26 protein-coding genes and 1 pseudogene are annotated in these 23,421 nt (G+C 72.5%); 15 read left to right on the top strand and 12 right to left on the bottom strand.

Going from position 1 to position 23,421, the window contains the following annotated elements; translation table 11 throughout:
* Nucleotides 1–101: 101 nt before the first annotated feature.
* The gene (locus ACFRU2_RS24830) at nucleotides 102–692 is read right to left on the bottom strand and encodes a hypothetical protein (RefSeq protein WP_382975710.1); all 591 of its coding nucleotides are present in this window, start codon (nucleotides 690–692) and stop codon (nucleotides 102–104) included.
* A gap of 183 nt (nucleotides 693–875) precedes the next feature.
* On the opposite strand from ACFRU2_RS24830, the gene ACFRU2_RS24825 reads away from it, so the two are divergent.
* From ACFRU2_RS24825 to ACFRU2_RS24805, 5 genes are all read left to right on the top strand, one after another.
* Nucleotides 876–1,772 carry a SigB/SigF/SigG family RNA polymerase sigma factor gene (locus ACFRU2_RS24825; RefSeq protein WP_382975708.1) on the top strand — a complete coding sequence of 299 codons (897 nt, stop codon included), beginning with the start codon at nucleotides 876–878 and terminating at the stop codon, nucleotides 1,770–1,772.
* Between the two features lie 9 nt (nucleotides 1,773–1,781).
* Entirely contained in the window at nucleotides 1,782–2,132 is a 351-nt protein-coding gene (locus ACFRU2_RS24820) for an STAS domain-containing protein (RefSeq protein ID WP_382975706.1), read from the top strand.
* Nucleotides 2,129–3,085, top strand: a complete 957-nt coding sequence (locus ACFRU2_RS24815) for an anti-sigma factor RsbA family regulatory protein (RefSeq protein WP_382975704.1) — start codon at nucleotides 2,129–2,131, stop codon at nucleotides 3,083–3,085. Before ACFRU2_RS24820 ends, ACFRU2_RS24815 begins: the two co-directional genes overlap by 4 nt.
* A 183-nt stretch (nucleotides 3,086–3,268) precedes the next feature.
* Nucleotides 3,269–3,712, top strand: coding sequence for an ATP-binding protein (locus ACFRU2_RS24810; RefSeq protein WP_382975702.1), 444 nt, complete (start codon nucleotides 3,269–3,271; stop codon nucleotides 3,710–3,712).
* A gap of 103 nt (nucleotides 3,713–3,815) precedes the next feature.
* The gene (locus ACFRU2_RS24805) at nucleotides 3,816–3,938 is read left to right on the top strand and encodes a hypothetical protein (RefSeq protein WP_351382685.1); all 123 of its coding nucleotides are present in this window, start codon (nucleotides 3,816–3,818) and stop codon (nucleotides 3,936–3,938) included.
* A gap of 58 nt (nucleotides 3,939–3,996) precedes the next feature.
* On the opposite strand, the gene ACFRU2_RS24800 is transcribed toward ACFRU2_RS24805, so the two are convergent.
* Together ACFRU2_RS24800 and ACFRU2_RS24795 are read right to left on the bottom strand one after the other, a co-directional pair.
* Complete coding sequence (locus ACFRU2_RS24800; protein WP_382975700.1) at nucleotides 3,997–5,064, bottom strand: mechanosensitive ion channel family protein; 1,068 nt, start codon at nucleotides 5,062–5,064, stop codon at nucleotides 3,997–3,999.
* 98 nt (nucleotides 5,065–5,162) lie between these two features.
* Nucleotides 5,163–5,855 carry a VanZ family protein gene (locus ACFRU2_RS24795; protein WP_382975698.1) on the bottom strand — a complete coding sequence of 231 codons (693 nt, stop codon included), beginning with the start codon at nucleotides 5,853–5,855 and terminating at the stop codon, nucleotides 5,163–5,165.
* 188 nt (nucleotides 5,856–6,043) lie between these two features.
* On the opposite strand from ACFRU2_RS24795, the gene ACFRU2_RS24790 reads away from it, so the two are divergent.
* Together ACFRU2_RS24790 and ACFRU2_RS24785 are read left to right on the top strand one after the other, a co-directional pair.
* On the top strand, nucleotides 6,044–6,409 hold the full coding sequence (locus tag ACFRU2_RS24790; RefSeq protein WP_382975696.1) for a PRC-barrel domain-containing protein: 366 nt from the start codon (nucleotides 6,044–6,046) through the stop codon (nucleotides 6,407–6,409).
* 203 nt (nucleotides 6,410–6,612) lie between these two features.
* Nucleotides 6,613–6,957 (top strand): SH3 domain-containing protein, encoded by a 345-nt coding sequence (locus ACFRU2_RS24785; protein WP_382975694.1) that lies wholly within the window; start codon nucleotides 6,613–6,615, stop codon nucleotides 6,955–6,957.
* A gap of 79 nt (nucleotides 6,958–7,036) precedes the next feature.
* Here ACFRU2_RS24785 and ACFRU2_RS24780 read toward each other — a convergent pair whose 3' ends face one another.
* Both ACFRU2_RS24780 and ACFRU2_RS24775 read right to left on the bottom strand, forming a co-directional pair.
* Nucleotides 7,037–7,282 (bottom strand): hypothetical protein, encoded by a 246-nt coding sequence (locus ACFRU2_RS24780; protein ID WP_382975692.1) that lies wholly within the window; start codon nucleotides 7,280–7,282, stop codon nucleotides 7,037–7,039.
* A 204-nt stretch (nucleotides 7,283–7,486) separates the two neighbouring features.
* Nucleotides 7,487–8,002, bottom strand: coding sequence for a GNAT family N-acetyltransferase (locus tag ACFRU2_RS24775; protein ID WP_382975690.1), 516 nt, complete (start codon nucleotides 8,000–8,002; stop codon nucleotides 7,487–7,489).
* 85 nt (nucleotides 8,003–8,087) lie between these two features.
* On the opposite strand from ACFRU2_RS24775, the gene ACFRU2_RS24770 reads away from it, so the two are divergent.
* Complete coding sequence (locus ACFRU2_RS24770) at nucleotides 8,088–9,203, top strand: SRPBCC domain-containing protein (RefSeq protein ID WP_382975688.1); 1,116 nt, start codon at nucleotides 8,088–8,090, stop codon at nucleotides 9,201–9,203.
* Between the two features lie 26 nt (nucleotides 9,204–9,229).
* On the opposite strand, the gene ACFRU2_RS24765 is transcribed toward ACFRU2_RS24770, so the two are convergent.
* Nucleotides 9,230–10,693, bottom strand: coding sequence for an MFS transporter (locus ACFRU2_RS24765; RefSeq protein ID WP_382975686.1), 1,464 nt, complete (start codon nucleotides 10,691–10,693; stop codon nucleotides 9,230–9,232).
* A gap of 128 nt (nucleotides 10,694–10,821) precedes the next feature.
* On the opposite strand from ACFRU2_RS24765, the gene ACFRU2_RS24760 reads away from it, so the two are divergent.
* Both ACFRU2_RS24760 and ACFRU2_RS24755 read left to right on the top strand, forming a co-directional pair.
* Nucleotides 10,822–11,439 (top strand): TetR/AcrR family transcriptional regulator, encoded by a 618-nt coding sequence (locus ACFRU2_RS24760; protein WP_382975684.1) that lies wholly within the window; start codon nucleotides 10,822–10,824, stop codon nucleotides 11,437–11,439.
* 80 nt (nucleotides 11,440–11,519) lie between these two features.
* Nucleotides 11,520–12,356 (top strand): phosphotransferase enzyme family protein, encoded by an 837-nt coding sequence (locus ACFRU2_RS24755; RefSeq protein ID WP_382975682.1) that lies wholly within the window; start codon nucleotides 11,520–11,522, stop codon nucleotides 12,354–12,356.
* Nucleotides 12,357–12,375: 19 nt separating this feature from the next.
* Here the strand turns inward: ACFRU2_RS24755 and ACFRU2_RS24750 are convergent, their stop codons facing one another.
* Nucleotides 12,376–13,374, bottom strand: a complete 999-nt coding sequence (locus ACFRU2_RS24750) for a class I SAM-dependent methyltransferase (protein ID WP_382975681.1) — start codon at nucleotides 13,372–13,374, stop codon at nucleotides 12,376–12,378.
* A gap of 115 nt (nucleotides 13,375–13,489) precedes the next feature.
* On the bottom strand, nucleotides 13,490–14,113 hold the full coding sequence (locus ACFRU2_RS24745) for a helix-turn-helix domain-containing protein (RefSeq protein WP_382975679.1): 624 nt from the start codon (nucleotides 14,111–14,113) through the stop codon (nucleotides 13,490–13,492).
* Between the two features lie 97 nt (nucleotides 14,114–14,210).
* On the opposite strand from ACFRU2_RS24745, the gene ACFRU2_RS24740 reads away from it, so the two are divergent.
* The 5 genes from ACFRU2_RS24740 to ACFRU2_RS24720 all read left to right on the top strand — a co-directional run bounded on the left by ACFRU2_RS24740 (nucleotide 14,211) and on the right by ACFRU2_RS24720 (nucleotide 19,826).
* Nucleotides 14,211–15,212, top strand: a complete 1,002-nt coding sequence (locus tag ACFRU2_RS24740) for an NAD(P)/FAD-dependent oxidoreductase (protein WP_382975677.1) — start codon at nucleotides 14,211–14,213, stop codon at nucleotides 15,210–15,212.
* Nucleotides 15,213–15,315: 103 nt separating this feature from the next.
* Entirely contained in the window at nucleotides 15,316–16,941 is a 1,626-nt protein-coding gene (locus ACFRU2_RS24735) for an MFS transporter (RefSeq protein ID WP_382975674.1), read from the top strand.
* Between the two features lie 36 nt (nucleotides 16,942–16,977).
* Nucleotides 16,978–17,517 (top strand): GNAT family N-acetyltransferase, encoded by a 540-nt coding sequence (locus tag ACFRU2_RS24730; RefSeq protein WP_382975672.1) that lies wholly within the window; start codon nucleotides 16,978–16,980, stop codon nucleotides 17,515–17,517.
* A 177-nt stretch (nucleotides 17,518–17,694) separates the two neighbouring features.
* Nucleotides 17,695–18,528 (top strand): SDR family oxidoreductase, encoded by an 834-nt coding sequence (locus ACFRU2_RS24725; RefSeq protein WP_382975670.1) that lies wholly within the window; start codon nucleotides 17,695–17,697, stop codon nucleotides 18,526–18,528.
* Between the two features lie 179 nt (nucleotides 18,529–18,707).
* On the top strand, nucleotides 18,708–19,826 hold the full coding sequence (locus tag ACFRU2_RS24720) for a glycosyltransferase (RefSeq protein WP_382975668.1): 1,119 nt from the start codon (nucleotides 18,708–18,710) through the stop codon (nucleotides 19,824–19,826).
* A 31-nt stretch (nucleotides 19,827–19,857) separates the two neighbouring features.
* On the opposite strand, the gene ACFRU2_RS24715 is transcribed toward ACFRU2_RS24720, so the two are convergent.
* From ACFRU2_RS24715 to ACFRU2_RS24700, 4 genes and pseudogenes are all read right to left on the bottom strand, one after another.
* Nucleotides 19,858–20,385: a hypothetical protein gene (locus ACFRU2_RS24715; RefSeq protein WP_382975779.1), complete on the bottom strand. Its 528-nt coding sequence runs from the start codon at nucleotides 20,383–20,385 to the stop codon at nucleotides 19,858–19,860.
* Nucleotides 20,386–20,614: 229 nt separating this feature from the next.
* Nucleotides 20,615–20,725, bottom strand: a pseudogene (locus ACFRU2_RS24710) (hypothetical protein); the annotation flags it as partial.
* A 269-nt stretch (nucleotides 20,726–20,994) separates the two neighbouring features.
* On the bottom strand, nucleotides 20,995–22,725 hold the full coding sequence (locus ACFRU2_RS24705; protein ID WP_382975666.1) for an acyl-CoA dehydrogenase family protein: 1,731 nt from the start codon (nucleotides 22,723–22,725) through the stop codon (nucleotides 20,995–20,997).
* 79 nt (nucleotides 22,726–22,804) lie between these two features.
* Nucleotides 22,805–23,374: a PadR family transcriptional regulator gene (locus tag ACFRU2_RS24700; protein WP_382975664.1), complete on the bottom strand. Its 570-nt coding sequence runs from the start codon at nucleotides 23,372–23,374 to the stop codon at nucleotides 22,805–22,807.
* Between the last annotated feature and the right edge of the window lie 47 nt (nucleotides 23,375–23,421).

The following is a 23,421-nucleotide window of genomic DNA, read 5'->3' as shown; positions in this document are numbered from 1 at the left end:
CCGGATCGTCAGCCGTACGTTCTTCCCAGGGAGTATGCCTGCTCCTCGCTCCGGCACCGCAGCCTCCCGGCCCGGCTCCCCTTGCCGTGCGCCTCCGGCTCTCAGTCGAAGGCGTCCAGGAGGTACAGCCAGGAGCCCGAATCGTCGGAGGAGCGGCGGGGCCGCACGGGGCGCGGATCCGGGTGGGTTTCCGCCGCGGCCCTGGCGCGGACGATGTCGGGTCCGCCGCACGCCGCGACCGCGAAGGTCCCGAAGACCTTGGCGAATGCGGCCGGGTCGCGGAACTCCAGCATGAAGGCCCGGCCGTCGAGGAGCGGCACCCACACCCAGCGGTCGGACGGCGTCCATGCCGACACCGGCTCGGCGTCCGCGGTCGACCGCCCCTCCAGCCACAGGTGCGCCACGTGCAGCAGGTTCACCTTCTCCATGGACAGCCGCTTGCGCCGCACCCGCAGTTCACGCGCCGTCAGCTCGATCCGCTGGTCCTTCTTCGGGTACCAGAAGACGCCGATTCCGAACGGCACCCACAGCAGGATCCCGACCATCGGCCAGATCACGGCGTGGCCCCACGACCGGAGCAGCCCGCCGTCCAGCAGGGACACGGCTCCGAAGAACAGGGCCCACTTCGCCGTCATCCGCCAGAACCCGCTGCCCTGCCGGTACAGGACCCGTTGCTTCCCCGTCTTCGCCATGGCCCCACGCTATCCACCGGCTCCCTGCTCACCCCAGGCGCCTGTCGGCAGGGCCGTCCCGGGAAAGAATCGAGCATCGAAGTGTGTAGACCCTCCCGGGCGGGGCAGAAGCGCCCCCGGCAGCCGTCAGTCAATCGGGAGGGAGCGGCCACCATGTATCGCTCGGCCACCGTTGTAGGCCCCATGCGTGCAGCAGACGCTGAAGTACCCGTGTGCGACCTCGAGTCCGCGGGAGCGCCCACGCAGGACGCGGACCTGTTCCGGGTGGAGAACGCCCGGGAGATGGCGCCCGGTGACGCCCGGGAGCTCTCGCGGCTCTTCTTCGCGAGGCTGCGCACCTTGGAGGAGGGGACGCGCGAGTACCAGTACACGCGCAACACGCTCATCGAGATGAACCTGTCCCTGGTCCAGTTCGCCGCGCGGCGCTTCCGGGCCCGGGTGCTCGGCGGCGGGCTCGACATGGAGGACATCATCCAGGTCGGGACCATCGGCCTGATCAAGGCCATCGACCGCTACGACACGGAGCGCGAGGTCGAGTTCTCCACCCTCGCCCTCCCGTACATCATCGGTGAGATCAAGCGCTATTTCCGTGACACCACGTGGGCCGTGCACGTACCGCGCCGGCTGCAGGAGCTGCGTACGGAACTCGCCAAGGCCCAGGACTCCCTGAGCGATGTCCTGGGCAGGGCGCCGACGGTCAAGGAGATCGCCCACCACCTGGAGTTGTCCGAGGACGAGGTCATCGAGGGGCTGGTGGCCGCGAACGGCTACACGAGCAGTTCCCTCGACGCCACCCCCGTGGACGGCGACGCTTCGCCCGCGGCGGGCCGGACCGCCCGGCCGGCTGCGGAGCGCCACGGCGCCGTCGATCCCGGCATGGAGCTCTTCGAGGAGTTCCACACCCTCGCCCCCCTGCTGGAGCAGCTGGACGAACGCGACCGGCTCATCCTGCGGATGCGCTTCGGGCAGGAGAAGACCCAGGCGGAGATCGGCACCGTGCTCGGTGTCTCCCAGATGCAGGTCTCCCGCATCCTGTCCCGCACGCTGGCACGGCTGCGCGACGGCATGCTCGCGGTGTAGGAAAGGACCATGAACTCCCCAACCGGCGCGGAGGCGGGAGCGGACGCCGGGGCGCCGCTCACCGCCCGGCCGTGGCAGGACCGTCCCGGCGCGCGCCTGAGCGGCAGCTGCGACCTCGACACCCGGCAGTGCCTGTCCGCCGCGCTCGGCGCCGTGACCGCGATTCCCGGCCCCGTCGTCCACCTCGACCTCTCCGCCGTGGTCTTCCTGGACACGGCCGCGGTCGCCGCCCTCGTACGGGCTGCGGCCGCCCTCAGCGGGCAGGGACGGCGCCTGCTGCTCCACGACCCGCCGTACTCGCTCCGCAAGGTCGTGGAGATGTTCCCGGACGAATGCGCCGCGCTGGAGGTCGCAGCATGATCACTGTTCCTGCGCCCGCTGGGCCCGGGGCCTTCGTCCATCCCGCCCTCTTCTACCAGGACCTCGACGCGTACGTGTCCGGTGTGGGCGGCTTCGTGCGCACCGCCGTGTCGGCCGGCGAACCGGTGCTCGTCGCGGTGCCGGGCCCGCACCTGGACGCCCTGCGCGAGAGCCTCGGCGGTAGCGCGGCCGCGGTCACCTGGACGGACATGACCGAGCTGGGGCGCAATCCCGGCCGCATCCTGGCCGGCTTGCAGGATTTCGCCGACCTGCACGTCAGCCGGGCGGTCCGGATCGTCGGAGAGCCGATCTGGCCCGGCCGCTCCCCCGCCGAGGTCCTGGAGGCCACCCGGCACGAGGCCCTCATCAACACGGCCTTCGCCGGCCGGCCCGCCACGATCCTGTGCCCGTACGACGTACGGGGGCTCGCGCCCGACGTGCTGGCCGATGCCCGGCGCACGCACCCCACCCTCATCGCGGGGGCCCTGGACCTGCCGAGTCCGGCGTACACCGACGCCGTACGGGTCTCGGCCGACTGCGACCTGCCGCTGCCCGAACCCGAGGGCGAGCCGCCCCGGTTCGCGTACGCCCACGGAGGACTGGCCGAGGTGCGCGAGTACGCCGACGCCTGGGCCCGCGGGACCGCTCTGAGCGCGGCGCGGCGCGGCGACCTGGTCCTGGCCGTCAGCGAGGCCGCGGCCAATTCCCTGTCCCACGGGGGCGGGAAGGGCACGTTGCGCCTGTGGACCACCGGCGGCGCACGGGCGGGAGTCGTCGCCGAGATCCGTGACGGCGGCCGTCTGGCCGACCCCCTGGCGGGCCGCCGCCGCCCCTCCCTCGCCTCGGCGAACGGCGGCCGCGGTCTGTGGATGATCCACCAGCTCTGCGATCTCGTCGAGGTCCGGGCCGTGGACGACGGCTTCACGCTGCGGCTCCACATGGCAACGCCCTGACACCCGAGGTCACCTACACTCGGGGGCGGGCTCGGGTGTCCCCGGGCCGCTCGGGGGCATACGAACAGTCCGGGACCCCGATCACGACCTCGTCGTGCGGTCCCGGGAGCAGCGAACGAAGCAGCGTCGGCACGGGGGTGCGAGAGCACGGTGGAGACCATCGGACCGAAGACGGGAGATCCAGTGAGCGCCGGCCTTCCCGGCGGCCTTCCCGGAGGAGGCCAACGGCGTCGCCTCGCACTGGCGGGCGTCGGGGGCGCGGTGGCCAAGGGACGCGACTTCACGCGCCGGGCCCTGCGCGACTGGGGCTGGGACGGAACGGAGACCGCCGAGGACGCCCTGCTCCTCGTGTCCGAGCTGCTGACCAACGCCTCCCTGCACGCGGACGGCTGCCGGGAGCTCGTGCTCACCGCGGGGGAAACGCTGCGCATCGAGGTCTGCGACGGTACGACGGACCTGCCCCGGCTCCACCCCGCCCCGCGGCGCGGCATGCCCGGCGGCCACGGTCTGCACATCGTGGAGCGCCTGTCCGACCGCTGGGGCACGCAGCCACATGAGCACGGCAAGGCCGTCTGGGCCGAGATCGAGGCCGCCCGGCTGGTGTCCGGCAGGCCCGCGCCGCGCTGACGGGGCCGGGCGCGTCCGGCCGGACCCCGGCGGTCCCGCGGCCGTCCTGCGGCCGTCCCGCGAGGGAGGGCGTCGATCCGGCATCCGGGGGCAGGAGCGCCTCATGACCCCTCATCAGTTCACCTCCCTGTCCCTGGCCCCGGCGATCGGCCCGTCCTGGGTGCACCTGCTCGTCATCGCCTTCGCGCTGATCGTCCTCGTGCACACCCTCGCCCGGCACCGGTAGGAACGCGTCCGTTCGGCCGTGGCCGCACCGTACGGGTGCTGCTTGCCGGGGAGTTCCCTCAGAGGGGGCGCCCCTCGGCCGTGGCGGGCACCGTCGGAGCCGGGTCCAGCAGGATGCGGGGCAGGGCGCCGGGATGCTTCTCCGCCAGCCAGGCGATCAGCTGCTCGCGTACGGCGCAGCGCACCGTCCACAGGTCGTCGGCGTCCTTGGCCGTGACGATGGCCCGCACCACGATGGTGGAGGGCGTCGTCTCCGTGACCGCGAGGTCCCAGCCGCGGCCGTCCCACTGCGGGCAGGCGTGCAGGATCTCGAGGACCTTGTCCCGCAGGAGGTCCACGGGCGCGCTGTGGTCGCAGTGGAGGAAGACCGTGCCGGTCATCTGGACTCCGCCGCGCGACCAGTTCTCGAACGGCGTGGTGGTGAAGTACGAGACGGGCATGGTGATGCGGCGTTCGTCCCAGGTCCGTACGGCGAGGAAGGTGAGGGTGATGTCCTCTACCACCCCCCACTCGCCCGCGACCACGACCGTGTCGCCTATGCGCACCATGTCGCCGAAGGCGATCTGGAAGCCGGCGAAGAGGTTGCCGAGGGTGGACTGGGCCGCCACGCCCGCCACGATGCCGATGATCCCGGCGGAGGCGAGGACGGAGGTGCCGAGCGCGCGGAAGCTCGGGAAGGTGAGCAGCATCGCGGCGCCCGCGATCACGGCAACGACCACCGTCACGACCCTCGTGATCAGCGTCACCTGGGTACGGACCCGGCGTACGCGGGCCGGGTCGCGGGTGCCGGTGGCGTAGCGGGCGTACCCCGACTCGACGGCGGCGGAGGCCACGGCCACGATCAGCCAGGCCCCGGCGCCGATCAGGGCGAGCGAGAGGATCCGGCCCGTGACGGCCGCGTTGTCCCGCAGCGGCGGCCACGCCGTGTGCCGGCAGGCGCCCTTGAACAGTGCGGCGAGCAGGACGATCTGCAGGGCGTGGCGGCAGCGGCGCAGCAGGTTCCACCAGGGCGTTTCGGGGTGACGTGCGTCGGCGCGGCGGAGCAGTCGGTCGACGGCCCAGCCGGCCGCGGCGGTGAGCAGGATCGAGGCCCCCAGGAGGGCCAGGAGGCGAAGGGCGCTGTTCATGTCTCCCCAGTGGGTGGAAGCGGCACGGACATCCCCGCGCCTGCCCCACGGCAGGGACCTGACACGGGGAGGCCTGCGGCCCGGCCGCGGCGAGCGGGTCAGTCGCCGCGCTGGAAGGCCTTCCGCCAACCGGCGCGGCTCGGCTTCGCGAGCGGCGTCGTTGCCGGCTTCGCGATCGGCGTCGGCTTCTGCTCAGGCCTCGGCTTCGGCTCCGGCGAGGGCGCGGGCGTGGGCATGCCTTGCCGGGAGCGGCGGTGCCACCAGTGCCTGCGGCGGGGGTGCACGGCCCGGCCCAGGCGGCGGCCGATCAGCAGGTAGCCGAGGAGGGCTCCGGTCGTGTTGAGGATGACGTCGTCGATGTCGAAGACGCGTCCCGTGACGAGGGCGCCCTGGATCAGCTCCACCAGCGTCATCAGGCACACCGTCACCGCGGCGACCCGCAGCAGCCCTCGGGCCGGGGGCATGAGGACGGGCAGGAGCACCCCGAACGGCAGGCCCAGCAGCAGGTTCCCGCCCAACTGACGCACCGCCTGGGCGGTCGACGCGCCGTCCAGGTAGGCGCTGATCGAGTGGCCGGGCCGGACGTTGCTGTGCACCAGGTCCACCGAGGCGGCGGAGGGTTCCAGCGTGAGCCGTGCCAGGACCACGCTGAACAGCACGGTCCCGACGAAGGCCGCCACCATGGCCAGCGCCCGAACGAACGGGTGTGCCGGACGGCGTCGTTGCCGGGCGGCCGCCACGGGCCCGGTCTCGGGGCTCTCACCGCGCCGCAGCGCGTGTCTCCATGTCATGGCGGCTCGTCTGCCCTGCGCACGGTCCGGTACGCGCCCGGCGGGAGAGCCGGGCCCGGGCGAATGAAGGTCCCGAGCCGGGGCAGGCGAGTTCGGGCGGGGCGCCGACGGCGCCGCGTACGACATCGAAAGAGAGGGACGGCCGGCACTGCCCCGCCGCCCCCTGTCTGGCGAAGGAGTTGTTTCGCGTGACTGAGCATGTGTGGAGCTACAAGTCGACCGCGGGCCACCTGACCGGCACCGATCTGATCGGCTACACGGTCGAGGCGACCGACGGCAGCATCGGCAAGGTCGACAAGCACTCCGACGAGGCCGGTGACGCCTACCTGGTCGTGGACACAGGGATCTGGATCTTCGGCAAGGAAGTGCTGCTCCCGGCGAGCACCGTGATCATCGTCGATGCGAACCGCGAGAAGATCTACGTCGACGGCACCAAGGAGCAGATCAAGAACGCTCCGGAGTTCCACCGCGAGAAGCACCTCGACGACGTCGGGTACCGCGAGGAGATCGGGACCTACTACTCCATCGGCGGCTTCGGCGGCCGCATCATCTGACCCCCGGGCACGGACCCACGCGGAGCTCTCGTCGTGGTCGGGGCGCACGGCTCTAGGCCATCCGGAGCAACGGGGGCGTGTTCCCTCCGGGCCGCCGACCATCCACCGCCCGGGCGGTGGATAGTCGGTCGGGGTGGTCGGGGCGGTCGGCCGCACGGGCTGCCGGCCCCGCGCCCAGGCGACACAGGGAGAGAGTGGATCCGATGGTGAAGAAGGCATTGCTGACGTACGCCTTGGCGGCCGGAGTACTGATCGGGCCGCTGAGCACGGCCGGCTGGGCGGCCGACGGCCTCGCTGCCGGCTACGGGCAGGGCAAGTCCGGCCCCGTGGGCGTGGTCGAAACCCGCGCACCGCTCAACGTCCGCGAGAAGCCGACCGTGTACTCGGACGTGGTGAAGAAGCTGCGTCCGAACGAGCGGGTGCTCCTGGTGTGCCAGAAGCGCGGGGGCTGGGTGGACGGAAACCCGGTGTGGTACCGCCTCCACGGCTCGAAGGGGTGGGTCTCGGCCCGCTACGTCCACAACCTCCAGCCGGTCCGCCCCTGCTGAGAGCGCGCCAAGCGGTGGCATGACGTGAAGGGAGCGGCCCCCGATGTTCGGGGGCCGCTCCCTTCACGGGTGCCGGAGCTCAACCGCGTCGTGCCCGGCGGCTCCGCCGGGCCAGCAGAGCCGCGGCCAGTACCCCGGCGGCGGTGACCCACGCGGTCCGGTGGCTCCGTACCGTGGTCGCGGCCCGTACGGCCTTGCCCCGTGCGGAGTCGAGCTTCCCGTCCTCCACGAGGCGGCCGAGCTCCTGCCGGGTCCGGACGGCCTGCCGCCGGAGCGCCTGTGCGCCGGGGAGGGTCTTCATTCCGTGCAATCCGGTCGTCGTCATCGCGGTTCCCTTCCTTCGAGTACTCCGCCTGCCCGCGGGCCGGCCGGGTGTCGTGCGCCCATGCGGCGTCCGCCTGACGGGCATGCTGCGCGGATACCCCGCAACGGGCCTGCGACACAGCCGAGTTGCTCCTGAAATGGGAGGGCGGCTACCAGGCTCCGCCCGGCGAACGCCATGCGCTCGTACGCCGGGTGGGGGCACCGTTCAGGCCCGCAGGTCGAGTTCGTAGACCTGGCCGATCAGGTCGGCGCCGAAGCTGGAGTGCGGCTCCTCCTCAACGAGCCGGAAGCCGGCGGCCAGGTAGATCCCGCGTGCGGCCGCGAGGACGTCGTTGGTCCACAGCCGGATCCGCTCGTATCCCGCCTCGCGGGCGAAGTCCACGCATTGTGCGACCAGGCGCGAGCCCAGGCGGTGGCCACGGGCGGCCGGGTCCACCAGGAGGATGCGCAGTTTGGCGGCGCCCCGATCCCCTTCCCCGCCACCCTCGTCGGCCACGCAGAACACGCTGCCGACCCTGCGGCCGTCCAGTTCGGCGATCCAGGCCGCCTCGCGGGCGGGATCGTGGCCGGCCGCGTAGTCCGCGACGATCCGCGCGACCAGGGCCTCGAAGCTGACGTCCCAGCCGAATTCCTCGGCGTACTGCTCGCCGTGGGCCATCACCACCCAGCCGAGATCGCCCGGCTCCCCCAGCGGACGGATCACCGCACGGACCTCGTTCATGGGGACCCTCCCTCTCTCTGAAATCGCGCTACTGCTGAGCCATCGAGCTACTGAAACGACTGTTTCAGTAAAGCATAATGTCCGGGTGACCCCTTCCGACCGCGCCGACTCCGCCCGCAAGCAGCAGCTCCTGGAGCTGGCCTACGCCCACGTGCTCGACCACGGGCTGGCGGACATGTCCCTGCGCCCCCTGGCCGAGGCGATCGGCAGCAGTCCGCGCGTCCTCCTCTTCCTGTTCGGCAGCAAGGACGCGCTGGTGCAGGCGCTGCTCGCGCGGGCCCGGCAGGACGAGACGGGCATGCTCGAAGCCGTGCACCGGGCCCGGCCGGAGGACGGGCTCGCACGCACGGGCGAGCTGGTGTGGAGCTGGCTCGCCGACCCCGGACACCGCAAGGTCCTCACCCTCTGGGTCGAGGGCTACTCGCGTTCGCTGGGCGGCGGCGCAGGGCCCTGGGCGGGGTTCGCGGAGCGGACGATCGCCGACTGGCTGGAGGTCTTCGCCGCGGCCCAGCCGCCGGCCCGGCGCGACACGCCCGAGGGCCTCGCCGAGCGCACCCTGCTGCTCTCGGTCCTGCGCGGGGCGCTGCTGGACCTCCTGGCCAGCCGGGACGAGCAGCGCACCACTGCGGCGGTGACCGCCCACCTCCGCACCCTGGAGTCTCCCGCGGACGACGCGTCGGCGGAGCGGGGCGGGCCCGGGGACCGGTCCGCCGGCAGGACCGACCGCGCCGCCCGGACGGTCGCGGCGCCGCCGTCGGCCGTCTACGCCGCCCTCCTCGACCGCGCGTCCCTCGAAACCTGGCTCCCGCCGGACGGGATGAGCGGGCGGATCGAGCGGTGGGACCCGCGGCCGGGCGGCGGGTTCCGGATGGTCCTCACCTACCTCGACACCCACCCGGGCACCTCCCTCGATCCTGCCGACGGCCCCGGCAAGACCTCCGGCGCGACCGACGTCGTCGACGTCCGGTTCGCCGCTCTGGTGCCCTCGGAACGCGTGGTGCAGCAGGCCGTGTTCGAGTCCGACGACCCGTCGTACGCCGGCACCATGACGATGACCTGGCACCTCGCCGCCGCCGACGGGGGCACCCAGGTGACCGTCACCGCCACCGACGTTCCGCCCGGCATCGAGCGGGCGGACCACGAGGCGGGCATCGCCTCCTCTCTGGCCCACCTGGCGTCGTACCTCGAGACGGGCCCGTGAACTGAGCGGCGAAGCCGGATGCCCCGCTACTTGCTCACCGAGGTGGGGGCCGTTTCGGTCGTGGGGCCCGCCTGGTCCCGCAGTTCGAGCTGCTGCGGCCGGAGGGCGGGAATGAGGGCGGCGACGGCCCCGGACAGCAGGGCGAAGCCGCCGCCCATGAGCAGGCCGGTGCGGAAGCCCGCCTCGGAGGTGAGGGTGAACCCGCCCGCCGTGGTGGTCATCCGGGCCAGGACGACACCGACGACGGCGGCTCCGACGGAGGTGCCCAGGGAGCGCATGAGGGCGTTGAAGCCGTTGGCGGCGCCGGTTTCCGCCAGGGGCACCGCGCTCATGATCAGAGCGGGCATGGCTCCGTAGGCGAGGGCGACGCCGCTGTTGATGACCATGACGGCGGCCATCAGCCCGACGGCCGTTCCGGAGAAGAGGAGCGCGACGCCGTAACCGGCGGCCAGGACGAGTGCTCCGCAGACGAGGGTGAGCTTCGGGCCGTGGAGGTTGGTGAGCTTGCCCCCGAGGGGGGACACGGCCATCATCATCAGCCCGCCGGGCAGCATCCACATCCCGGCCGCCAGCATGGACTGGCCCAGGCCGTAGCCGGTGGCGGCGGGGAACTGCAGCAGTTGCGGAATGACCAGCATGCTCGCGTACATGCCGAAGCCGATGGAGACGGAGGCGAGGTTGGTGAGCAGGACGCGCGGGCGGACCGTGGTGCGCAGGTCGACCAGCGGGTCGGTGGTCCGCCATTCGAACCACCCCCAGGCGGCCAGGACCACGGCGGCGGTGGCGATCAGGCCGAGGGTGGTGGCGGATCCCCAGCCCCAGTCGGCGCCCTTGGACACGAACAGCAACAGGGAGACCAGGCCGGCCGCGAGGCCCAGCGCACCGATCACGTCGAAGCGCTGCCCCTTGGCGGCGGCCGGGACCTCGGGAATGAAGGCCACGATCATGACGGCGACGCAGCCGGCGAGCGCCGCGGAACCCCAGAACAGGAAGCGCCAGCTCGTGTACTGGGCGACGGCCGCGGAGAGCGGGAGGCCGATGCCGCCGCCGATCCCCATGGAGGCGCTCACGAGGGCGATGGAGGAACTGAGCTTCTCGGCGGGGAGGATGTCGCGGAGCAGGGCGATGCCCAACGGGATCATGCCCATGCCGACGCCTTGCAGGCCCCGCCCGATGATCATCTGGACGACGCCGCCGGCCAGCGCGCACACCACCGAGCCGATGATCAGCGGTATGCAACAGGCCAGGAGCATGCGGCGCTTGCCGAGCATGTCACCGAGGCGCCCGCTGATGGGTACGCACACGCCCGCGACCAGGAGGGTGGCCGTGACGACCCAGGCGGAGTTGGAGTGGGAGGTGTGGAGGATGTTCGGCAGGTCGGCCAGCAGCGGCGTGACCAGCGTCTGCATGACGGCTGCGGCGATGCCCGCGAGTGCGAGCGTCGCGATCACCTTGCCGGTGCGGGGAACGGCGGTGGGCGGCTGTTGCATAGATGAGGTCCTAGGTGGTGTCTTGCCGGGGGTCGGCGCACCCCACAATCAGTAGTCAACTATCAGTTCGACGCGGGCGACGTGTCAACCGGATCCGATCGTCGACTATCAGTTGTATTGTCGACAGCGTGCCGACCGACAGCCCCAAACCCCTGCGCGCCGACGCCGTGCGCAACATCGAGAAGATCGTGAGAGCGGCACGCGACGTGTACGCCGAGCTCGGACCCGATGCTCCGCTCGACGAGATCGCACGGCGGGCCGGCGTCGGGATCGCCACGCTCTTCCGCCGCTTCCCCGACAAGGCCGCCCTGCTCCGGGCCGTGCTCGACCAGCAGTTCACCCAGGACGTACTGCCCGTCATCGACCGCGGACTGGCCGACGAGGACCCCCGTCGCGGCCTGACCGTCGTACTCGAAGCCGCCCTGGCCTCGGCGGCCGACGAGCACCACGTCCTGACCGCCGCCCGCAAGGCCGGCGTCCTCTCCGCCGAGGTCAGCGCCCGGTTCTTCGATGCGCTCGACCCGCTGGTGGCGCGGGGGCAGCAGGCCGGTGTGATCCGCGGCGACCTGGTGCCCGACGACCTGAAGAGGATCATGAGCATGCTGGTCAGCGTGCTGTGGACCATGGACCCGGCCGAGGAGGGCTGGCGCCGCTACGTGGCCCTGGTCATGGACGGACTGAGCCCGGCTGCGGCCGGCCCGCTCCCCCATCCGGCTCCCCCGCTGCTGCGCCGGCCGCAGGAGTGATCTCCTTCGGGCCGTAGAAGCCCGGGACTTCCTCCCAACACGGGCCCTCGCACGGCCGGTTGGACGCTAGCGTGATCGACATGACGGCCGAAGACGACCCGCCGCACCGCGACGTGCTCACGGGCGGCATGGCGAACGTGGGCGCGGTCTTCCGTCGCGGGGCGCTGGTGGATCGCCCGGCGCCGCGCACCGCGCGCGCCCTCCACGCCCACCTCCTCGCACTGGGACATCACGGCTTCGACGCGGCACCGACCCCCGTCCACCTCACCGAGGACGGCCGCGAGCAGCTGACCTTTCTTCCCGGCGACGTCGCCCTGCCGCCGTTCCCGCCTTGGGCCATGACCCCGACCGCACTGACCTCGGTGGGCAGGCTGTTGCGGCGCCTCCACGAGGCCGGCGCGGACATTCCCGTCGACGTCCATGCCGCATGGCCGCAAGATCTGGCCGATCCGGAGGGAGGGACGCTGCTCTGTCACAACGACGTCTGCCCGGAGAACGTCGTCTTCCGTGACGGCCGTGCCGCCGGACTGATCGATTTCGACATGGCTGCCCCGGGGCGCCCCCTCTGGGACGTCGCCATGACCGCCCGCTACTGGGTCCCCATGCTCGACCCCGTATCGGCGAGCGCCCTTCACCCTGCCGGACTGGATGCCCCCACTCGGCTGCGGATCCTTGCCGACGGCTACGGCCTCTCGCTGCGGGAACGCGCCGAACTGCCGGACACCATCGAGCAGGCCACCGCGGTATGCCGGGCCTTCGTCGCCCGCCGCGTGGCCGACGGCGACACCACCTATCTGCAGGCATTGACCGAGCGCGGGGGCTGGGAGCGCTGGGACCGCATCCAGGATTGGCTGGTACGTCACCGCGCGCCGTTCACCGCCGCCCTCCTGAAGGGTTCACCGGGCCGACGGGGGTGAGGGCGGCCGCCGGCGCGGATCAGCTCTTGCGGCGTGCGGCCCAGACGGTGCGCTCGGTCCGCACGGCGAGATCCTCGCGGCGCAGGATGCTCTCGGGGCCGTCGGTGTCGAGCAGCCGGTCGAGTGCGGCGAGGTCCTCGGGCGGGAGGATCTCGGCGATGCTGCCGCGCAGGCGCTGCAGGCTGCCGAGGGCGTACGCGCCGACCGCTTCGCTGCGGGCGGCCTCGATGTTCACGTCGATCACGCGGTCGCCGTCGAGGGTGAATCCGGCCGCGGTGAGCTTCGGCCCCCAGTCGGCGCCCCGGTGGGGTACGTGCTCGGCGTGGTAGCTCTCGCTCGCGGTGTGGCAGCGCTCTTCCAGTCCCGGTCGGCCTTCGGGGGCGTCCTCGGGCAGGAAGCGGGGGAAGCCCGCCAGCTCGACGACGGCGAACAGGCCGCCGGGGGCGAGTAGTTCGCGGACCGTGCGCAGGGCCTGGTCCGGGTCGGCCATGTGGTGCATCGAGGCCGAGGCCCACACCAGGTCGGGCGCGCCGAGGTCGGGCCACTCGGTTTCGTCGAGGTCGGCCTGCACGGTGCGGACGCGGTCCTCGACGCCGCGGGCGCACGCCTTCTCCCTCAGGCGCTGCAGGTGTCCGGCCGAGGAGTCGACGGCCGTGACGTGCGCGTCGGGGAACCGGTCGAGCAGGGCGAAGGTGCCGGCTCCCGTGCCGCAGCCCAGATCCACGATGTGGCGAGGGGGCTCGGTCAGGGGCAGCCAGGTGGTGATGTCGGTGATGTGCTCGGCGAGGACCTCCGCGTCCAGGTCGAGGATCTCCGCCTGCCCCTCGAGGTCCTGGCGGGTGTGGCCGTGATCGCCGCCGTGGCCGTGATCGCTGCCGTGCCCGGCATGGCCGTGGGGGGCATGCCCCTGGCTGCCGTGGCCGTGCCCATCGTGGCCGTGCCCATCGCGGCCATGTCCGTCGTGGGTGTGCCCGTCGTGGGCGGCGCCGTGCTGGGGTGCGTGCTGTGCGTGGGTCATGGTTCCACCGTAGGACGCTCATGCTCTTGCCGCATCAAACCTTGCCAGTTAGGCAAGAAGATGGCCTCAGGGCCCCCAGGACGCGCAAGACCCCCGGGCCGGGGACCCCACGCCCCTACCCCTGAGCAGGGCCTTCGCCGCCCCCGTCGCCTCCCGTGTCACCGACGCCGCTGTCCCGCTGGTGGCCGCGGCGGGCGTCCCGGTCGAAGATCCCCAGGATCTCGCACGGTCCCCCCTCGGCGCCGATCGCGTGCGGCATCATCGTGGGGAACTCCGCGGACTGATTGGCCTCGATGCGGAAGCGACGGTTCCCCAGCAGGAGGATCGCGGTTCCGGACAGGACCACGAGCCATTCGCGCCCGGGGTGCGCGCGCATGCGGGAGGGGTTGTCCGGCGGCGGCTCGGTCATGCGCTGGCGAATGACCGTCATGCCCGGCTCACCCTTGATCGGCCAGCGCATCTGCCCGCGGGCGGCGTCGATCATCGGGCTGGTGACGACGTCGTCGGTCGCGGTCTCCACGAGCTGGTCCAAGGTGGTGTCGAGCGCGCGGGCGAGCGTGACGAGACTGTCCAGAGCCAGGCGGCGCTGACCGTTCTCGATGCGGCTGAGCGTGGACTGACTGAGCCGCGCGCGCACGGCCAGTTCCTCCAGGGACCAGCCCTGCGCCACCCGCAGCGCGCGGATGCGTTTGCGTACGAGGCTGTCCAGGTCGCCGTCTTCTTGCGTCATAGGCAACATTGTATGCCCGTGCTGCAAGTCGCGGTTAGCGTCGTGTGCAGACGGCCCCGGACCATCGGGCCGGTACGAAGGAACACCCGGGAAGGAAACCGACGACATGACCGCGATGACTACCGCATACGCGACCGACGCACTGCCGGACGGGACCGTCGACGCCGTGGTGATCGGCGGCGGCGCCGCCGGTCTGAACGGCGCGCTGATGCTCGCCCGCTCCCGCCGCTCGGTCGTCGTGATCGACAGCGGCACCCCCCGCAACGCGCCCGCCGAGGGCGTGCACGGCCTCTTCGCCCTGGACGGCACCCCGCCGGCGGAACTGTACGGGCGGGGCCGAGAGGACGTACGCCGCTACGGCGGCCTCGTCGTCTCCGGAGAGGTCTCCGCCGCCGAGCACGCCGCTCCCTCCGCCGACGGCGACCTGCGCTTCACCGTCACCCTGGCCGACGGCCGCGCCCTGACCGCGCGCCGTCTGCTGGTGGCCACCGGTCTGCGCGATGTGCTGCCCGAGCTGCCCGGACTGGCCGCGCACTGGGGCCACAGCGTGGTGCACTGCCCGTACTGTCACGGCTGGGAGGTGCGCGACGAGCCGATCGGCGTCCTCGCCACCGGCCCCGCATCGCTCCACCACGCCCTGCTGTTCCGTCAGCTCACCGACGACCTCGTCTACTTCGCACACGGCACCGAGCTCGACGAAGAGACCCGTACGCGGTTCTCCGCACGCGGCATCCGGGTCGTCGACGGCCCGGTCGCCGAGGTCGTGGGGGATCTCGACGGCGGCATCGGCGGTGTCCGCCTCGCGGACGGCCGGGTCGTCGCCCGCCGCGTCCTCGCGGTGGCGACCACGCTCGTGGCCCGGACCGAGGGCCTGACGGGCCTGGGCCTGCCGGTGGAGGACCTGCCAGGCGGCGGCCGCCGCTTCGTCTCCGGCGCGGCCGGCGCCACCGACGTGCCGGGGGTGTGGGTGGCCGGCAACGTCACCGACCCGATCGCCCAGGTCGGGGCCTCGGCCGCGGCCGGGGCGCTGGCGGGCGCCCACATCAACGCCCTCCTCGCCGTCGCCGACACCGACGCGGCGGTCGCCTCGGCCGCCGCCACCGCCTGACGCGTAGCGGGCTCCCGCACCTCCCTCCCCCGTCCCTCCCCCACCGGCGGCGCCGGACCCGGTCCGGCGCCGCCTTCCGCATGCCCTTTTCCGAGAGGAAGCCATGAGTACGCACCAGCCCACAGGGGCGGCATCCCCCGACGCACCCGGACCCGGACCCGTGACCGTCCACGGCGACGACGGCCCGGACCCGCGTCGGCTGCGCATCATTCTGATCACCGTGTGCATCGCGTTGATGGCCGTCATCGCCTCGGTTTCCGGACTGAACGTCGCTCAGCCCGACCTCGCCGTCGAGTTCGGCGCCTCGCAGAGCACCGTCCTGTGGATCATCAACCTCTACACCCTCACCCTGGCCGCGCTCCTGCTCCCGCTGGGAGCGCTCGGGGACCGGCTGGGGCGCAAGCCCACGCTGCTCGCCGGCCTGGCCGTCTTCGGCATCGCGAGCGCCCTCGCGGGTCTCGCCCCGTCGGCCGAGGTCATGCTCGCCGCCCGCCTCCTCAGCGGTGTGGGCGCCGCGATGATCATGCCCATCACCCTCGCCGTGATCACCTCCACCTTCCCCGAGGAGCAGCGCGGCCGGGCCATCGGCGTGTGGACCGGGGTCGCCGGAGGCGGCGGCATCCTCGGCATGTTCCTCTCCGCGGCGCTCGTCGACGTGGCGAACTGGCGCTACCTCTTCGTGCTGCCCGTCGCGCTGGTCGTCGTGGCCCTCGTCATGGCGCTGCGCGCGATCCCCGACTCCCGCGAGGCCCCGAGGCACTCCTTCGACACCGTCGGCGCGCTGACCTCCGTCGTCGCCGTGTCCGGCCTCATCTTCGCCCTCCAGGAAGGGCCGGAGCGCGGCTGGTCCGATCCCGCCACCCTGACCGGCCTCGTGGCCGGGCTCCTCGCCGCCGTGGCCTTCGTGGTCCGGGAACTGCGGCTGCGGGATGCAGCGCTGCTCGACGTACGGCTGTTCCGCGAGCGCGGACCGGCCGGCGGCTCCCTCACCCTGCTCACGGTCTTCGGCGTGCAGGCGGGGATCTTCGTGGTGCTCTTCCCCTTCCTGCAGGCCGTTCTGGGCTGGTCGGGCATCAGGTCCACGCTGGCGCTCATGCCCATGGCCGTGGCCATGATGGCGGCCTCCGGCCTGGCTCCCCGGCTGACCCCGCGCATCGGTGCGCGCGCGACCATGGCGACCGGCATCCTGCTGGCGGGCGCCGGTCTCGCCCTCATGGCGGGCATCGTCTCCGTCGACGGCGGCTACCCGTCCGTCCTTCCGGGCATGCTCGCCATGGGCATCGGCATGGGTCTGGCGATGACGCCCTCCACCGAGGCCATCACCGGCTCCCTGCCGCGCGAACGCCAGGGCGTCGCCTCCGCGCTCAACGACGTCACCCGCGAGTTCGGCACCGCACTGGGTGTGGCCCTGCTCGGAGCGCTGCTGTCGGCCGGCTACCGGGGCGCCGTCGACGGGCGGCTCCACGACATTCCGCAGGGCGCCGCCGACGCCGCGAGGGAGGGCGTCGCCAACGCCGTCGCGGCCGCGGGCGGAGCGGGCCCCCGGGCGCAGGCCCTCGTCGACGCCGCCCGGCAGTCCTTCGTCGAGGGCTGGCAGCAGGCCATGTGGGCGGGGGTGGCCGTCATGGGCGTCCTGTTCCTCTACGTCCTCGCCCGCGGCCCGAAGAACCCGGTCCCGGCGCCCGCCCGGGAGTCGGAGGCGGACCCCGAGGTTCTCTCCGTGAGGTGACGGGCAGACATATGCGGCTATGTCATCATCCCTTGCATGAGTGAAGTCGAGATCCTCCCGCTGCAACTGCCCCACCTCGATGCCGTTCTCAACCTCGGCTACCGGTCCTTCGACGTGAAGGCGATGCCCTACACCTCCTGGTCCCTGTCCTCGGTGGCCGCGCACTGGGACGCCCAGCCGGACGCCTGCTGGATCGCCCGCGACGAGGAGGGGCTGCTCGGGTTCGTCCTCGGGTCGCTGTCCTACGACGAGCGGGAGGACTGGGGCTACCTGGAGTGGATCGCGCTGGAGGAACGTGCCCGGGGCCGGGGCGTCGCGAGCTCCCTGGTCGAGCACTGCTGCGCCGCGCTCTTCGCGGCGGGGGCGTCCCGGATCATCACCGACGTGGAGAGCGGCAACGCGGCCTCCGCCGCGATGATGCGGCGCAACGGGTTCGCCGAGAAGGTCACGGTCACCCTCTTCGTCCGCCCGAACCCGCGGGAACACACCGCCCCGGCCTCGCACTCCTCCCAGGATCCGGCCCGCTCCCGGCTCCGCCGCGCCGCCCGGGCGAGCGGCGGCGCCCCGGCCGCCTAGGGGGTGTCCGCGAAGTCCCGCCTGCCCGGCGGCGCCCGGCGCGTGCGCGCGCCCCGACGTGCGCCTGCGCGCCTCTGCGCGCCCCCGCAGCAGGGATGACCCCGGACCGGAGCCGCCCCGAACATGAACTGCCCCACCATCCGGGGCAACTCGGCCATCACGGGGGGGGGGGGAACCATGGGACGACGCTGGCTGGTGACGGGATGCTCCTCGGGGCTCGGGCACGCACTGGCCACCGCGGCGGCCCGGGCCGGGGACGAACTGGCCGTCACCGCCCGCAAGACCGCCGACCTGGAGGATCTGGCCGCGGCCTGGCCCGGCCGCATCGTCCCGGTCCCGCTCGAACTGCGGGACGGAGCTTCCTGCGAGGAGGCCGTCCGCACGGCGGTGGAGCGCCTGGGCGGCATCGACATCCTCGTCAACAACGCCGCCGTGGGGCTGTTCGGTGCGGTCGAGGAGGTCTCGGACGCCGAACTCCGCGACCAGCTGGAGACCCTGGTCGTCGGTCCCTGGCGGCTCGCCCGGCTCGTCCTGCCGCTGATGCGGGCCCAGGGGCACGGCCACATCCTCAACGTCTCCTCCGTGGTGGGCCGGATGGCCTTCCCCGGCTTGGCGGCCTACACCGCCGGGAAGCACGCCCTCGAGGGCATGAGCCGGACCCTCGCCATGGAGGCGGCTCCCCACAACATCCGCGTCACCGTCATCGAACCGGGCATGTTCGCGACGCGCTACGGCACCTCCATGACCGAAGCCGCCCATCGGGTGCCCGCCTACGACGTCACCAACCGCGAGATGCTCGAAGGGGCCCGGGGCCTCGCGGACAGCCCCGAGACCGGACGCCCCGAGTACTTCGCCGCGCGGGTCCTGGACATCGTCGGCGCCGAGGGCCCCACGCCGCTGCGGATCCCCGTCGGCGACGACGCCTTCGGCTACATCGACGCCTCGGACGAGGCGGACCGCGCCGATCACACCGCGGCACGCCTTCTCGTACAGGGCCCGGCCGAGGGCTGACGGCCGGGGCGCACAGGCCGTCGCCCGCCTCCGGAGGGTCGGATGCAGGCCAGAATCGTCTGAAATTCGATCATCTCATCGGAAACCGAGGCGATGGCAGATTCGTTCGAGGATGTGCCAGCACCCTCAAGGAGCCCTGACCGAGCGGAAATTCAGGGCTCCACCCAAGGAGTCATAGCGTGCGCTTCCTCTTCACGGGCCCCGCCTCGGTGGGCCATCTGTTCCCGATGGTGCCGACCGCCCAGGCCCTTCAGGCCGCCGGGCACCAGGTGCTGTTCGCGGTCTCGGCCCCGTACGACCAGATGCGACAGGCCGGCCTGCCCACCGTCGAGATCGGTGACGGCTCGACGCTGCTGGACGCCTTCAAGCGGGCCCAGAACGGCTCGGACCTCCAGTTCGTCACGGACGGCAACAGCCCCGACGACACCGAGCGGCTCGCCTCGGCCGGCTTCGCCGAACACGGCCGGGTCACCATCGACGACCTCCTGGCCCTGGCCGGCTCCTGGCGGCCGGACGTCATCGTCCACGCCGCCTTCCAGGCCGCCGCGCCCCTGGTCTCCGCGGCTCTCGGCATACCCGCCGTGGTCCACAACTTCGGCGTGATGTCCGGCTTCGGCATGGTCGGCCGGCTCGGCGGCCTGCTGGCGGACGAGTACGCGGCCCGCGGGGTCGACGGTCCGGCCACCCACACCGTCCTCGACGTCATCCCCGCCTCCCTGGGCGGGGACGGCACCGGCTGGCGCGTCCGCTACGTGCCGCACAACGGCGGCGGCTCCGTTCCGCGCGATCTCGTGGCCCGCGGTGACCGGCCCCGGATCGCCATCACCCTGGGGACCGTGGTGACCGCGTTCGCGGGCGTCAACCCGGTGGCCCGGGTCGTCTCCGAGGCCGCTTCCGTCGACGCCGATTTCCTGCTCGCGGTCGCCGACACCGATCTGGGACCGCTGGGCACGCTTCCGGACAATGTGCGGGTGCTGCCCTGGGTGCCCCTGGCGCAGCTGCTCGACACGGCGGACGCGATCGTGCACCACGGCGGATCCGGCACCATGCTCACCGCCGCCGCTCTGGGCGTCCCGCAGCTGATCCTCCCGCAGGGCGCCGACCACTTCATCAACGCCGACGCCGCCACCGGCCTGGGCTTCGCCCTCCGTGCGACCAGCGCCGACGTGGACGCCGCCCTGCTCGGCCGCCTGCTCACCGACGAGGCCGTCCGCAAGGGGGCCGCCGCCACGCGGTCCGAGATCGACGCGCTCCCTTCGCCCGCCGACCTCGTCGCCTCCTTCGAGGCCATCGGATAGCGCGGGAGCGCCGCGCCGGCGGGCAGCCGGTTCATTCTCCGGTCAGGAGGCGCAGCTTCGGTGTGGCCGCGGCCATCGCGAGGCCGGCTGCCAGCGCCAGGCCGCCCAGGGCGATGTAGAGGGCGGCGCCGGTCAGGTGGGTGGCGACCTGGCTGCCGATGGCGTCGCCCGCCGCGGCGGCCAGGAAGAAGAGGCCCACGAGCTGGGACCCGGTGCCGGCCGGGGCCGGCTTGTGGCTGATCGACAGTCCGGTCGGGGCGAGGAACAGTTCGCCCAGGCTCAGCAGGACGTAGAGGCCGACCAGCCAGAGCAGCGAGACGTGGGCGCTGCCGGTGGCGCGGCCCGCGGCCAGGGCGAGCAGAAGGAAGGACAGTCCGCCGAGGACGAGTCCGGTGGAGAACTTCGCCGGGGAGGAGAGCCGCACCTTGCGCCACACGAACGCGAGGACCCCGGCGAAGGCGATGGTCATGACGGGGTTCAGGGCCGCCTGCCAGGTGACCGGGATCCCCTCCATGTCCACGTGGTCCGCGGCGAACAGCTGCACGTTGGACGCGGCCAGGTCGAAGATGCAGAAGAAGGCGACGGCCGCCGCGAACAGCCGCGCGTAGGCGCGGATGCCCGCCCGTCCCCGCTCGTCGAGGTCCGGGCGGCGCAGCAGGGAGACGAGGTAGCCGACCGGTACGACGACGGCCAGGACCGCGAACGCGGTGAGTGCGTGCGGCAGGGCTGTAGGCCGCGTCCCGTTCCTGGTCGGTGCCCTGCGCGTACAGCTTTCCGACCAGGGCGGTCATATTGGGCTTCTGCAGGCCGGTGCCGACCGCGATGAGGACGAGGCCGGCGTAGACGCCGGCCGCTCCGGCCTCGAAGGCGAGCGCGAGGTGTCCGGCCAGGATGGCCACCCCGCCGATGAGGGCGGTTTACGGGCGCCGAGCAGCCGGTCGGCGATCCAGCCGCCCGGCAGGGCGGTGAAGTAGCAGGCGGACAGGTAGGCGCCGACGAGGGCGACCGCCGTGGTCTTCGACATGCCGAGGCCGTGGGCGGTGTCGATCAGGAAGAGCGCCAGTACCGCACGCATTCCACGATCACCGACCCGGGTCCAAAGTCCCGGGCCGGCTCCCGAAGGGCCTGCCCGGCCCGGCCCCGGCCTGAGCCAGGACCGGGCCGGGTGTCAGGCCTTCATCTCGTACGCCCCCGCCAGGGCCTCCACACGGGCCCACACGCGCGCCGAGCGGTCCGCGTCCACGGCCGGGCGGCGGACCGCGTCCAGGGCCCAGGCCTGCTGGGCCGCGGTGGCGGAGTCCTTGCCGTGCAGTTCGACGGCGTGCGCGGAGAAGTCCCGTACGAGGACTCCGAACAGTTCGTCGAGCACGTCCTCGTCCAGACCGGTCAGGCGGGCCTGCTCCAGGACGAGCTGGCCGTGCACGACCAGGGCGAAGAGCTGGCCGATCGCCAGGAGAAGGTCGAGGTCGCGGCTCTGCTGCTCGTCGGGGGCGGCGGTCTCGACGAACGTGCAGAGGGCGTCGGCCTGTGCACGGAATCGCGCGACGTTGGGCACGGCGGCGTACGCGTCGTAGGCCGGGCGCCAGTCGTGGAACCGTACGGATCCCAGGCCGCGGGCCGGGCCCTGGCGGAAGAGGAACGCGTCGTCGGCCGCGTCGAGGCGGGTCGGGACGGGGGCGTAGTCGGCCGGTTCCAGCAGGTGGTTGCGCATGAACTTGAGGATGAGCGCCAGGTTGACGTGGACCGTGCCCTCCAGCTTGGGCAGGCCGCGGATCTCGACGGCCGCCTGGGCGAAGTAGGTGTCCTTCTCGAAGCCCTTGGCCGCGATGACGTCCCACATCAGGTCGATGACCTTCTCGCCCTCCGTGGTCACCTTCATCTTGGTCATCGGGTTGAAGAGGAGGTAGCGGCGGTCGTCGGGGCCCGCGGAGCGGAAGTAGTCGACGGCGCGGTCGCTGAACAGCTTCATCCCCACGAGGCGGACGTACGCGTCGGTCAGCTCGCGGCGCACGTGCGGGAAGGCGGTGACGGGGCGGCCGTAGAGGATGCGGCCCTGTGCGTGGGTGACGGCCTCGTACATCGCGTGCTCGCAGATGCCGATGGAGGCGGTGCAGAGGTTGAACTTGCCGACGTTGACCGTGTTGAGGGCGGCGTCGAAGGCGGCGCGGCCGGTGTGCAGGACGTCCTCGGCGCCGACCGGGTAGTCCGTGAGGCGGAACTCGCTGACGTACTTGGAGGAGTCGACCACGTTCTTCACCACGTCGTACGCGGGGTGGCGGCTGTCCGCGGCGAAGAAGACGTAGCCGTCCGGGCCCTCGATGTCGGTGCGGCGGCCGAAGACGGAGACGAGTCCGGCGGCGTTGCCGTTGCCGATGTAGTACTTCGAGCCGGTGGCCCGGAAGCCGCCCTCGACGGAGGCGTCCGGCTCCAGCAGCATGTCGGTGTTGTAGATGTCCGCGCCGTGGGTCTTCTCGGACAGGCCGAACGCGAACACCTCACCCGAGTCGAGGAGTTGGGCGGCCCGATCACGGGCGGCGGCGTTGTCGCTCTGCCAGACGGGGCCGAGACCGAGGATGGTGACCTGCCACGCGTACCAGTAGTCGAGCCCGTAGAAGCCGAGGATCTCGTTGAGGGCGGCGATGCGCGCGGTGTCCCAGCGCTTGTCGGGCCCGTCCTGGCCGGCGGCCGGCTCCGGGGTCAGGAAGGTCGCGAAGAGGCCCTCCTTCGCGGAGAACGCGAGGAAGTCCCCCAGCCAGGCGCGGGTGCGGTAGTCCTCGATCAGCCGGCGCTTGCCGCGCTCCTCGAACCAGTCGACGGTCGCGCGCAGCAGGCGGCGGGTCTCGGGGTCGAAGTGCGCGGGGTCGTAGGTGCGCGGGTTGAACAGCAGCTGGTCGCTCATGGGCGTTCGCCTTCCGGTCGGAGGATGAGGGGTGACGAAGGAGAAGGAGGGGGGAGGGAGGGGGCTCGGCGGCGCCGGGTCAGGGGGACGCCAGGCGGTGGAGGGTGGCCAGTACGTCCTCCAGCCAGGCGAGCTGCATGCGCTCGTAGGCGATGCCGCCGCGGAGCACGACGTGCTGGAGTTCCCGCCCGGCGTCGGCGGGGTCGGTGGGGTCCGGAGCCGGAGCCTGCGGTCCGGTGAAGTCGCGGAGCTCGCCCGCCAGGTAGTGCGTGAGCCGGTCGGCATGCGTCCGGTGGTGCCGCTCGACCTCGCGGATCAGGGCGGCCGGATCGTCGAAGGCCGCGCCGCGGATCTTCACGGCGAGCTCGTGGCGGACCGTGTCGGCCTGGATCGGCTCGTGGAGCCAGGCCGAGAGGGCGGCGCGGCCCGCCGCGGTCACGGAGTACTCCTTCTTGTCCGGCCGGGTCCGCTGCGGCACTTCGCGGACGTCGAGCCGTCCGTCGCCCTCCATGCGGCTCAGCACGCGGTAGATCTGCTGGTGGGTCGCGGTCCAGAAGTAGCCGATGGACCGGTCGAACCGGCGCGCCAGCTCATATCCGGACCCCGGCTGCTCCAGCAGGGAGACGAGGATCGCGTGCTCAAGTGCCATGCCCTGATCTTTCTATGCAACTCGTTGCATAGACAAGCGCCGCCACG

The sequence above is a fragment of the Streptomyces sp. NPDC056883 genome (genome assembly GCF_042788835.1).
GTDB classification, from domain to species: Bacteria; Actinomycetota; Actinomycetes; order Streptomycetales; family Streptomycetaceae; genus Streptomyces; species Streptomyces stoeckheimensis.
Note: the sequence above shows the minus strand (reverse complement) of the source record. Positions and strands in the feature narration are given on the sequence as shown.

What these genes read in the sequence shown, in the direction of transcription:
- ACFRU2_RS24830 (WP_382975710.1), bottom strand. Translation starts at nt 692, where the DNA reads ATGGCGAAGACGGGGAAGCAACGGGTCCTGTACCGGCAGGGCAGCGGG.
- ACFRU2_RS24825 (WP_382975708.1), top strand. Translation starts at nt 876, where the DNA reads ATGCGTGCAGCAGACGCTGAAGTACCCGTGTGCGACCTCGAGTCCGCG.
- ACFRU2_RS24820 (WP_382975706.1), top strand. Translation starts at nt 1,782, where the DNA reads ATGAACTCCCCAACCGGCGCGGAGGCGGGAGCGGACGCCGGGGCGCCG.
- ACFRU2_RS24815 (WP_382975704.1), top strand. Translation starts at nt 2,129, where the DNA reads ATGATCACTGTTCCTGCGCCCGCTGGGCCCGGGGCCTTCGTCCATCCC.
- ACFRU2_RS24805 (WP_351382685.1), top strand. Translation starts at nt 3,816, where the DNA reads ATGACCCCTCATCAGTTCACCTCCCTGTCCCTGGCCCCGGCGATCGGC.
- ACFRU2_RS24800 (WP_382975700.1), bottom strand. Translation starts at nt 5,064, where the DNA reads ATGAACAGCGCCCTTCGCCTCCTGGCCCTCCTGGGGGCCTCGATCCTG.
- ACFRU2_RS24795 (WP_382975698.1), bottom strand. Translation starts at nt 5,855, where the DNA reads ATGACATGGAGACACGCGCTGCGGCGCGGTGAGAGCCCCGAGACCGGG.
- ACFRU2_RS24785 (WP_382975694.1), top strand. Translation starts at nt 6,613, where the DNA reads ATGGTGAAGAAGGCATTGCTGACGTACGCCTTGGCGGCCGGAGTACTG.
- ACFRU2_RS24780 (WP_382975692.1), bottom strand. Translation starts at nt 7,282, where the DNA reads ATGACGACGACCGGATTGCACGGAATGAAGACCCTCCCCGGCGCACAG.
- ACFRU2_RS24775 (WP_382975690.1), bottom strand. Translation starts at nt 8,002, where the DNA reads ATGAACGAGGTCCGTGCGGTGATCCGTCCGCTGGGGGAGCCGGGCGAT.
- ACFRU2_RS24765 (WP_382975686.1), bottom strand. Translation starts at nt 10,693, where the DNA reads ATGCAACAGCCGCCCACCGCCGTTCCCCGCACCGGCAAGGTGATCGCG.
- ACFRU2_RS24755 (WP_382975682.1), top strand. Translation starts at nt 11,520, where the DNA reads ATGACGGCCGAAGACGACCCGCCGCACCGCGACGTGCTCACGGGCGGC.
- ACFRU2_RS24750 (WP_382975681.1), bottom strand. Translation starts at nt 13,374, where the DNA reads ATGACCCACGCACAGCACGCACCCCAGCACGGCGCCGCCCACGACGGG.
- ACFRU2_RS24745 (WP_382975679.1), bottom strand. Translation starts at nt 14,113, where the DNA reads ATGTTGCCTATGACGCAAGAAGACGGCGACCTGGACAGCCTCGTACGC.
- ACFRU2_RS24740 (WP_382975677.1), top strand. Translation starts at nt 14,211, where the DNA reads ATGACCGCGATGACTACCGCATACGCGACCGACGCACTGCCGGACGGG.
- ACFRU2_RS24735 (WP_382975674.1), top strand. Translation starts at nt 15,316, where the DNA reads ATGAGTACGCACCAGCCCACAGGGGCGGCATCCCCCGACGCACCCGGA.
- ACFRU2_RS24730 (WP_382975672.1), top strand. Translation starts at nt 16,978, where the DNA reads ATGAGTGAAGTCGAGATCCTCCCGCTGCAACTGCCCCACCTCGATGCC.
- ACFRU2_RS24725 (WP_382975670.1), top strand. Translation starts at nt 17,695, where the DNA reads ATGGGACGACGCTGGCTGGTGACGGGATGCTCCTCGGGGCTCGGGCAC.
- ACFRU2_RS24705 (WP_382975666.1), bottom strand. Translation starts at nt 22,725, where the DNA reads ATGAGCGACCAGCTGCTGTTCAACCCGCGCACCTACGACCCCGCGCAC.
- ACFRU2_RS24700 (WP_382975664.1), bottom strand. Translation starts at nt 23,374, where the DNA reads ATGGCACTTGAGCACGCGATCCTCGTCTCCCTGCTGGAGCAGCCGGGG.